Source organism: Armatimonadia bacterium, from assembly GCA_039679385.1.
GTDB lineage: Bacteria > Armatimonadota > Zipacnadia > Zipacnadales > JABUFB01 > JAJFTQ01.
Window position 1 is genome coordinate 130,675 of record JBDKVB010000017.1, and the last position, 8,891, is coordinate 139,565.

Annotated in this window: 10 protein-coding genes; 3 read left to right on the forward strand and 7 right to left on the reverse strand. The window is 63.6% G+C overall.

The features are described 5' to 3' along the window. Positions 1-15: 15 nt before the first annotated feature. From nusB to ABFE16_02075, 7 genes are all read right to left on the reverse strand, one after another. A complete protein-coding gene (gene nusB, locus ABFE16_02045) occupies positions 16-555 on the reverse strand; it encodes a transcription antitermination factor NusB (protein MEN6344052.1) in 540 nt (179 codons plus the stop codon). 4 nt (positions 556-559) lie between these two features. Continuing rightward, positions 560-1,912, reverse strand: coding sequence for an acetyl-CoA carboxylase biotin carboxylase subunit (gene accC, locus ABFE16_02050; protein ID MEN6344053.1), 1,353 nt, complete (start codon positions 1,910-1,912; stop codon positions 560-562). A gap of 165 nt (positions 1,913-2,077) precedes the next feature. Continuing rightward, a complete protein-coding gene (locus ABFE16_02055; GenBank protein ID MEN6344054.1) occupies positions 2,078-2,422 on the reverse strand; it encodes a type II secretion system protein in 345 nt (114 codons plus the stop codon). 26 nt (positions 2,423-2,448) lie between these two features. After that, the gene (locus tag ABFE16_02060) at positions 2,449-2,892 is read right to left on the reverse strand and encodes a biotin/lipoyl-containing protein (protein MEN6344055.1); all 444 of its coding nucleotides are present in this window, start codon (positions 2,890-2,892) and stop codon (positions 2,449-2,451) included. Beyond that, positions 2,889-3,446 (reverse strand): elongation factor P, encoded by a 558-nt coding sequence (gene efp / locus ABFE16_02065; GenBank protein ID MEN6344056.1) that lies wholly within the window; start codon positions 3,444-3,446, stop codon positions 2,889-2,891. Before efp ends, ABFE16_02060 begins: the two co-directional genes overlap by 4 nt. A gap of 210 nt (positions 3,447-3,656) precedes the next feature. Next, positions 3,657-3,830 (reverse strand): tautomerase family protein, encoded by a 174-nt coding sequence (locus ABFE16_02070; GenBank protein ID MEN6344057.1) that lies wholly within the window; start codon positions 3,828-3,830, stop codon positions 3,657-3,659. A 32-nt stretch (positions 3,831-3,862) separates the two neighbouring features. Then, positions 3,863-4,861 carry a Gfo/Idh/MocA family oxidoreductase gene (locus ABFE16_02075; protein ID MEN6344058.1) on the reverse strand — a complete coding sequence of 333 codons (999 nt, stop codon included), beginning with the start codon at positions 4,859-4,861 and terminating at the stop codon, positions 3,863-3,865. A 744-nt stretch (positions 4,862-5,605) separates the two neighbouring features. Here ABFE16_02075 and ABFE16_02080 point away from each other — a divergent pair. The 3 genes from ABFE16_02080 (at position 5,606) to ABFE16_02090 (ending at position 8,694) form a co-directional block, all read left to right on the forward strand. Continuing rightward, complete coding sequence (locus ABFE16_02080; protein MEN6344059.1) at positions 5,606-7,603, forward strand: DNA topoisomerase subunit B; 1,998 nt, start codon at positions 5,606-5,608, stop codon at positions 7,601-7,603. Between the two features lie 163 nt (positions 7,604-7,766). Beyond that, on the forward strand, positions 7,767-8,315 hold the full coding sequence (locus ABFE16_02085) for a nucleotidyltransferase domain-containing protein (protein MEN6344060.1): 549 nt from the start codon (positions 7,767-7,769) through the stop codon (positions 8,313-8,315). After that, positions 8,248-8,694, forward strand: a complete 447-nt coding sequence (locus tag ABFE16_02090; GenBank protein MEN6344061.1) for a hypothetical protein — start codon at positions 8,248-8,250, stop codon at positions 8,692-8,694. Before ABFE16_02085 ends, ABFE16_02090 begins: the two co-directional genes overlap by 68 nt. The last annotated feature ends 197 nt before the right edge of the window (positions 8,695-8,891 follow it).

Here is an 8,891-nt window from a genome sequence, read left to right on the forward strand (position 1 = left end):
AGCCGGCCTGGGCGTCTACTTGGGGTCGCCGGGCTTGTCGCTGACAAGGCCCTCGCGGCGCGCGTAGGCTCCCAGAATGCCGTTGACGAACTTGCCCGATTCCGGCGTGCCGTAGATCTTGGCCAGCTCCACGGCCTCATTGATCGCCGCGCTAGGAGGCACGTCCGGTGAGTGGCGCAGCTCGGCCAGGGCCATGCGCAGGATGTTGCGGTCGATCCCCGGCATGCGGTCCAGCGCCCACTCGTGGGACAGCTCGTCGATGATGACATCGATGTTCTTGGCGTCAAGGAAATAGGCCTCGCACAGACGGCGGCCGAAGTCCTCGATCTCGGCCGTCAGCTTGCGCCGTTCGGCGGGGTCCATCCCCCACTCTTCGAACATGATCCGGAGGGTGTCCGGCGCGCTGAGGAAGGCCCCACTGGGGCCCACACCACCGACATCGGCCTGGAACAGCAAGCCCAGTGCGAGCTCGCGTCCCCGGCGGCGTGCGCCTCCGCGGGTAGTCCCTTCACTCCGGCTGTCGTGGCCTTCCTGGTGTTCGGGAAGATCGGCCATAGCTTTAGCCTGGCTTGGCAAGAATACGTCGCTCGATGAAGCTGGTGTCGGTCTCTCCACGGCGGAACTCCGGATCTGACAAGGTGCGCAGGTGGAAACCGATGGTCGTCTTCAGGCCGTCTATCTTCATGCCCCGAAGTGTGGCTTCCATGCGGGCAAGGCAGGCGGGCCGATCCTCGGCCCAACAGATGAGCTTGGCGATCATCGGGTCGTAATGGGGCGAAACCTCGCACCCTGCAGCGACCCCAGTGTCCAGACGGATCCCGGGACCCGCCGGCATAGACCAACTCCTGATGGAGCCCGGAGAAGGCTTGAAGCCGTCGTCACCATCGGCGGCCAGCAACCGGCACTCGATGGCATGACCGTTGAACCAGATCTTGCCCTGCTCGCAGGTCATCTTCTCGCCGGCAGCGATACGGATCTGCTCCCGAACGATGTCCACGCCGGTGAGCATCTCAGTAACGGGATGCTCGACCTGAACCCGCGTGTTCATCTCCATGAAGTAGAACCGGCCGCGCTTGTCCATGAGGAACTCCACCGTACCGGCATTGCGGTAGCCCACGGTGGTAGCGGCCTTCACCGCCGCCTCCCCTAGTTTGCGGCGCTGGGAGTTGTTGACGGCCGGTGAGGGCGCTTCCTCAATCAGCTTCTGCTTTCGGTGCTGGATCGAGCACTCACGCTCGCCCAGGTGCACGCAGTTGCCGTGGTTGTCTGCCAGCACCTGCACCTCGATGTGGCGCGGGCCCAACAGCAGCTTCTCAATATACACATCGCCGTTGCCGAAGGCCGCCCGGGCTTCGCTGCGTGCCTGCTCCAGGGCTGCCGGCAACTCGTCGGGGTTCTTGACCTCACGAATGCCCCTGCCGCCACCACCCAGCGCCGCCTTGATCATCACCGGGTAGCCAAGCTCCTCGGCAATAGCCCGCGCTTCGCGAGCATCACCGACAGGCTCCTGCGTCCCGGGGATGACGGGCACACCGGCGTCGTGCATCGTGCGCCGGGCCTCGCTCTTATTGCCCATGCGGGCAATGACGTGTGAGGGCGGCCCGATGAAGGTGACGCCGCTGGCTTCACAGACCTCGGCGAAGTTCGCGTTCTCCGATAGGAATCCGTAGCCGGGATGGATGGCCTGCGCGCCGGTGAGACGAGCAGCGCTGAGGATGTTGGCGACGTTCAGGTAGCTGTCGCGAGGGCTCGCAGGACCGATGCAGACGGCTTCATCGGCCATGCGGACATGAAGGGCCTCTGCGTCGGCCTCCGAGTAGACCGCAACCGTGGCGATCTTGAGTTCGCGACACGCCTGGAACACCCGGCAGGCGATCTCTCCACGATTGGCGACCAGGACCTTCTCAAACATTTACGTCTCCTGCCAAAGGACGCGAGTTGAGGTACTCCAGTTACCGCGATCTGCAGCGGTCGCATAGCCGTCGGGTCGCACGAGGTCACTGCGGCATGGTCTGAGGGACACGCTGCCAAGGGCCGTTGTTGTCACCGGCTGGTTGTGCATGGAGGTTCCTTCAGGTCAGAACTTCTCGTGCCCCGGCGTCGTGCACTTGACGGTTCCCGTCTGCGGATCATACACGTAAGGCTTGTCGCTGACCGGACAGCGGTTGAGGGCAGCTCGTGGATCAAGCGCCTTCGGATACCCGCCCTTGTCCGCCACTTCCATCTGGATCATGGCCCGGAGCTGGTTGAGATTGTTGACGCATTCGACGCCATGCGCCTTCTCAAGAGCCTGCGCGGGTGTGGTCTTCTTGTGGCCCTTGCCGGCCTTCCCGCTTCCACCCAGGTACACCCCGGCGAGGATGGCGATGATCGCCACCACAATGAGTAACTCTATCAGAAGGGAGCCACGCCGACGCTTCATACCTGTCACCTGATGACAGGGGGCTATCAGCCGCGCAGACGGCGCAAGCGGATCAGCGGCGTCCCATAGCCGACCGGGGCGCCGTCCTCAGCCATGAACTCGATGACCTCGCCTTCGCCACTGCACGGGACACCGGTGTTCTTGCCCAGGGCCTCGATGGTAGCCACGACATCGCCCTCGGCCACCTGGTCACCGATCTTCACCAGCGGCGGCTGGCCCGGTCCCTTCCCGTGGTAGAAACGCCCCACGAGACGAGCCCGCACAAGCAGGTCATCGGCCGCCACACCTGGGGCGGTGATGAACTCCTGCGTCGCCCTCGGACCTGCGGAGGCAACCAGCCGTGTGACGACCGGTGGTGCCAGATCGCGCTTGACACGGATGAAGGAGGCACCCTCACGCACGGCTAGCTCGGCCGAGGTCGAGTTGCGCAGCCATCGGATGACCTGCTGGATCCGCTCCCTGTCGATCATGCTCGTTCCACGTATTCCCCACTGCGCGTATCGACCTTGATCTTCTCGCCCTGCTGCACGAACAAGGGCACGGTGACGGTCGCGCCACCTTCGACAACTGCCGGCTTGGTGCCGCCGGTGGCCGTGTCGCCACGGAGGCCGGGATCGGTCTCGGTGACCTCACGGATCAGAGTGTTGGCGACCTCGATGCCGATCAGTTCGCCCTCGTAGGTGATGATCTGGACGTCTTCGCCTTCTTTGAGCCACTTGGCCAGCTCGCCGACCTGTTCGTCGGTCAGCTCGGTCTGCTCGTAGGACTCGTTGTCCATGAAGTAGTACGTGCTGCCGTCGGTGTACAGGAACTGGTTGGTGGTGCGGTCCACGCGGGCCCGCTCAACCTTCTCGCCGGAGCGGAAGGTCTTCTGGAAGACATTGCCGGTGCGGATGTCCCGCAGCTTGGTGCGGACGACCGCCTGCCCCTTGCCCGGCTTGTAGAATTCGCTAGACACAATCTGGTAGACGTGACCGTCAAGCTCGATGGTCATGCCCGTCTTGAAGTCACTTGTAGGAATCAAGCCCCATTCACCCCTTGGCGAAAGCTCAGCTAAACCGGCGCTGAGTCTACAAGATAGCAGGTCAAAAGTCAAAAACCGCAGGGAGCCAGGAGGAGGGCGAAAAGGGGTGCCGCCGTGGCCGCGGATCGAGCGGCGATCCACGCCCAGTTCTCGCGGGGAGGTTGGGGCAAGGAGGGCAGGTGCAGAGCCCTGCCCTCCACGAGGCTGCAGTTAGGACTCCATGCCCGGGATGAACCAGTCTTCCTTCGGGAGGTCAAGGAAGACGACCTGGGTGACGCCCCTGGGCACACCCACCTCCTGCATGGCCTTCTCAATCGCGTCGGCCACCTGCTTCTTCTGGTCCGCTGAACGACCCTTGTACCATTTCACTTCAACCATCGGCATGGCGTATCGCTCCTTTGCACAACGCCGTCGACCTAGCGGAGCACCGGTGCCTTCTGACCGGTGTCTCCCGAGCGCCAGGCGGCCTCCGTGAGTTGAATGACCCGCAAACCGCACTCCGGCGGTGTCTGGATCTCCTCTTTGCCCTGGATGGCGGCGATGAAGTTCTGGTCCGGCGACCAGGTCCGTCCAAGGTCCTCGCCGGTGATGACCTGCTTCTCGTTGCCCTCCCATCGCCAGACCTCGTTGCCGCGGATCGCCAGGGTCCCCTCCTCACACCACAGGTTGATGTCCTCAAGCATGCCGCCCACCGCATGGCCGACTACGGAGAAGTTGGCCAGCGCGCCACCATCGAACTTGACGCTCATAGCGGTGAGGATGTCGATCTCGGCGCCCTTGTTGTCGATGAAGGCGAAGACCTCGGCGGGCTGCAGGTCGGTCATCCACAGGATGATGTCCAGCAGGTGGCTGCCGGAATCATTGAGCTGGCCGCCGCCGGAGAGCGCCTTCTTGGAGCGCCAGGTGCCCCGGGGGACCTGGCCCCGGTACCAGTTCTGCGACTGCAGGCACGAGATGAAGTGGCAGGCGCCGATCGCACCCGAGGCGATGACTTCGCGGCAGTAGCGGTAGGGCGCCTGGGTGTGCCGCTGGTACGAGACCCCGACGACCAGGTCGGTCTCCTCCGTGCGTGCCACGATCTCCTTGGCCTGGCCGACTTCGCAAACCATGGGCTTCTCGGTCAGCACGTGCAGACCGCGGTCGAGGGAGGCCATGATCTGCTCGAAGTGGCTGGTGTGCGGGGTCGAGATCTCCACGGCGTCCAGTTCGACCTCGGCCAGCAGCTTGCGGTAGTCGCCGAACTGCGGCACCTTGGCCAACTGTGGGTACTTCTCAACACTGGCGGCCAGGGACGTCTCCGCTGTATCGCACAGGGCAACGACCTTCACACCCTCCATACTGAGCAGTCTGCCCATATGACCGCGGGCATTGCCGCCGCAGCCGATCATCCCAACGCGAATCGTATCAGAAGCCATCTTGATGGAACCTACCTTCCTCAGGTGTGGTGTGCGCGAAGGGCTCAATCCCGGCGCACGCCTGGGAGCGTATGCGGCTGTATTCCCCCATGCGCGGAGGGGCACCTTCCAGGGCTCCAGATAGGCGTTCCGGAAGCCTGCAAAAGGGGAGCTTGACGGCCGCGAGGAGGACCGTCAAGGACCCGATCAGACGGGCGTGGGATGGGCCCCTCGACAGTGCAGGTTTGGGCGAGAGAAGTTGCACGGATTCGCGCGATTCCGGGGCCCTGCGACCGAGCCGCAAAGGCCGGGTTTCCTTGACGATTCGGCCAGATTCTGGTATACTCTTGGGTGTCGAAAAGGGTCCGCCTGGAAAGCCGTAGCAGAGGAATCACGAGGGGTGTACAAGGGGCTGAGTGGCGAGGGTTGTGGAGACGGTGTACCGGCCCCGTTGTCCCTCCGATCGAAGCAGAGATGGCAGGCGCACGCGGAACCCTTCCGCCTCCAAGGTCGCCCCACCGCGCCCCGCCTGCACCTCGATAGCGCCAGAAACGATCTCGTGTTTGTGTGCCGGAATGCCGGCAGGTTGGTGAGCGAGTGCAGGAACAGCGGCGCGCGAGCGTGCGTCGCGTAGTCTTCCTGAGCCGCGTGGCGAGGTGGCTGTGTGACCGGCGCCAGGCCTCTCTGACCCGTCCGGTGGTGGTTTTCGGCACCGACGGACGGCTCGATTGCCTGCGTAGCCCCCGTTGTAAAGGAGAAACCCCGATGCCCAGTCCTAGGTACGATGCCGCCCAAATCCGTGTCCTGAAGGGCTTGGAGGCAGTCCGCCGCCGGCCGGCCATGTACATCGGCTCGACCAGCGCCCGCGGTCTGCACCATATCCTGTATGAGGTCGTCGACAACAGCATCGACGAGGTGTTCGCAGGGGTCTGCGACATCATCACCGTACGCCTGCTGCCTGACGGCTGCGCGGAAGTGGAGGACAATGGTCGCGGCATCCCCGTGGACATGCATCCCACAGAGAAGCGCCCGGCACTCGAAGTCATCATGACCGTCCTGCACGCCGGCGGCAAGTTCGATGGCGGCGCCTACAAGGTCTCGGGCGGCCTGCACGGTGTGGGCGTCTCCTGCACCAACGCCCTCTCCGAGTGGTGCGAGGTGGAAGTCGCCCGTGAGGGCGAGCTCTACTACCAAAAGTACGCGCGCGGCAATCCGATAGCCCCCATGGAGAAGCGCGGCCAAAGTGCCAAGCAGCACGGCACCCGCACCTGCTTCAAGCCCGACTCCCAGATCTTCGAAGAGCTCGAGTTCGACTTCGATACGGTCGCCAAGCGCCTGCGCGAGCTCGCCTTTCTCAACGGCGGCGTCAAGATCATCTTCCGTGATGAGCGCCCCGGCAAGGAGCGCGAGGAAATCCTCCATCACGAGGGTGGCCTGACCGCCTACGCCGAGTACCTCAACGTCGGCAAGGACACCATCCACAAACCGATCCACTTCCGCCAGGAGCGCGACGGCACGGACGTTGAGATCTGTATGCAATACAACGACGGGGTGTACGAGAACATCGTCTCCTACGTCAACGCCATTCACACCATCGAAGGCGGCACTCACCTCTCAGGCTTCAAGACCGCTCTGACGCGCGTCATCAACAACTACGCCTTCAGCACGGGACTGCGCAAGGAAAAGGAGCGCAACCTCACCGGAGACGAAGTTCGCGAGGGCCTGACCTGCATCATCAGCACCAAGGTGCTGCAGCCGCAGTTCGAGGGACAGACGAAAAGCAAGCTGGGCAACAGCGAGGTCGAGGGGATCGTCAACTCCGTCTGCTACGAGGCCCTGACAACCTTCTTCGAGGAAAACCCGACTGTTGCGAAGCGGATCGTTAGCAAGGGCTCGACGGCAGCGAGGGCCAATGACGCAGCCCGACGAGCCGCTGAGGCAACCCGCAAGACGGCGCTTTCCTCCGGCGGTCTGCCTGGGAAGCTGGCAGACTGCTCGAGCCGCAAGCCGGAGGAGTGCGAGCTGTTCATCGTTGAGGGAGACTCGGCCGGCGGCAACGCCAAGCAGGCACGGGACAGCAAGAACCAGGCGATCCTGCCCCTGCGCGGTGTTATCCTCAACGTCGAGCGCTACCGTCTCGACAGGATCCTCGACAACTACGAGATCCGCGCCATGATCACCGCCCTGGGGACCGGCATCAATATCGCACCCGCCGGGAACGGCAACGGCAACGGGAACGACCATGAGAACGGCAATGGCGGAAGCGGCAACGGCAGCGATGAGGGCCCGACCAGCAAGTTCGACCTCAGCAAGCTGCGGTACCACCGGATTGTCATCATGGCCGATGCGGACGTCGACGGCTCCCACATCCGCACCCTGATCCTGACCTTCTTCTTCCGCTACATGGAGCCGCTGATCCGCGAGGGCCACGTGTACATTGCCCAGCCGCCGCTGTTCCGCATCAAGACGGGCAAGGACACCTACTACGCGCTGGACGAGGCCGACCTGGAGACGCTGCTCGCCAAGATCTCGCGGCGCAGCATCATGGTGAACCGGTTCAAGGGTCTGTCCGAGATGGACGCGCACGACTTGGCAGAGACGACGATGTCGCCGGAGAACCGGATTCTGCGCCAAGTGACGCTGGAGGAGGCGGAGGAGGCGGACCGTATCATCTCGATCCTGATGGGCGACAGCGTCCAGCCGCGCCGCAACTTCATCGTAGAGCACGCCAAGGAGACGCAGAACCTGGACCTGTGGGCCTAGGGCGAGGCGGTCTGGTCCTTGACACGCCGTACCCATAATGGGTACGATCATACCCACTATGGGTACGTTATGTTTGCGTGAACCTCTCGGTGAAGCACTGTTCGGCAAGGTGCGCCGCTCGGTCTTGGGCCTGCTGTACGGCCAGACAGAGGGTCCCCTGCATGTGAGCGAAATAGTGCGGCGCGTGGGTGCGGGGCGAGGCGCCGTTCAGCGCGAACTGACGAATCTGGCGGCAGCGGGCCTGTTGGTTCGAAGTGACCGCGGCAACCTGACGCTGTACGAAGCGAACGCGGACTGCCCGATCTACGCCGAGCTCCGGGCTCTGATGGTGAAGACAGCCGGTGTGCTGGCGGTGTTGCAGGAAGCCCTGCAGCCGCTGAGCGAGGCCATTGCCGTCGCCTTCGTGTACGGGTCGGTTGCCGCAGGGACACAGACCGCGAACAGCGATGTCGATCTGCTTGTGGTTGGAGATGTGAGCTTCGGGCAGGTGGTGGCTTGCCTGGGACCGGCGCAGGGGCAACTTGGCCGAGAGGTCAACCCAACGGTGTACCAGAGGGAGGAGTTCGGCAGGGAGCTTGCGGCGCAAACTCACTTCCTTCGAGCGGTGATGACGGGGCCAAGGTTCTACGTCCTTGGGGGAGACGATGAGCTTAGTCGATTGGCGGGCGCAGGGGCACCTGCGCGAACACCGGACAAGCCCGCAGGAGATTGACGAACTGCTGAGAGCAGTCGATCGGGACCTGCAGGACTGCAAGACGGCGGGCCTAAGTGCGGACTGGCGACTGGCCATCGCGCACAACGCGGCTCGCGGGTTGGCAACGGCGGCCCTCGCAGCCGAAGGCTATCGTCCCGGCCGTGAGGCACATCACTATTGGGTACTCCAGTCCCTCAGTCTCACCCTGGGTCTCGAGCCAGAAGTGGTCGCCGAACTGGATGCCTTCCGGAAGAAGCGAAACCTGGGCGAGTACGAGCGAGCCGGAGCGGTATCGGACTCTGAGGTTGATCGAGCAGTCGAACTGGCCCTTCGTTTGAGGGAGCAGACGGTGGAGTGGCTACGCGCCAAGCGCCCTGATCTGCTGTCGGAGCCTTAAGGCTCGTGGAAGCCTTTGTAGCACTCGGGCCTGGAATGGCTGAGTACACTTGGCCCCGAGGCCGGTCCGACCAGCCGTAACGACATGGGCGCGGTGTATGGCGTCCTGATGAGTCGGGGAGCAACATGCCTGAAGAAAACGACAACCTTGCCGGAAGAATCGCGCCCATCTCCCTCGAAGAGGAGATGGCGACCTCC

Coding starts and splice junctions, on each gene's coding strand:
- accC (MEN6344053.1), bottom strand. CDS start 1,912: ATGTTTGAGAAGGTCCTGGTCGCCAATCGTGGAGAGATCGCCTGCCGG.
- nusB (MEN6344052.1), bottom strand. CDS start 555: ATGGCCGATCTTCCCGAACACCAGGAAGGCCACGACAGCCGGAGTGAA.
- ABFE16_02090 (MEN6344061.1), top strand. CDS start 8,248: ATGAGCTTAGTCGATTGGCGGGCGCAGGGGCACCTGCGCGAACACCGG.
- ABFE16_02075 (MEN6344058.1), bottom strand. CDS start 4,861: ATGGCTTCTGATACGATTCGCGTTGGGATGATCGGCTGCGGCGGCAAT.
- ABFE16_02060 (MEN6344055.1), bottom strand. CDS start 2,892: ATGATCGACAGGGAGCGGATCCAGCAGGTCATCCGATGGCTGCGCAAC.
- ABFE16_02055 (MEN6344054.1), bottom strand. CDS start 2,422: ATGAAGCGTCGGCGTGGCTCCCTTCTGATAGAGTTACTCATTGTGGTG.
- ABFE16_02080 (MEN6344059.1), top strand. CDS start 5,606: ATGCCCAGTCCTAGGTACGATGCCGCCCAAATCCGTGTCCTGAAGGGC.
- ABFE16_02070 (MEN6344057.1), bottom strand. CDS start 3,830: ATGCCGATGGTTGAAGTGAAATGGTACAAGGGTCGTTCAGCGGACCAG.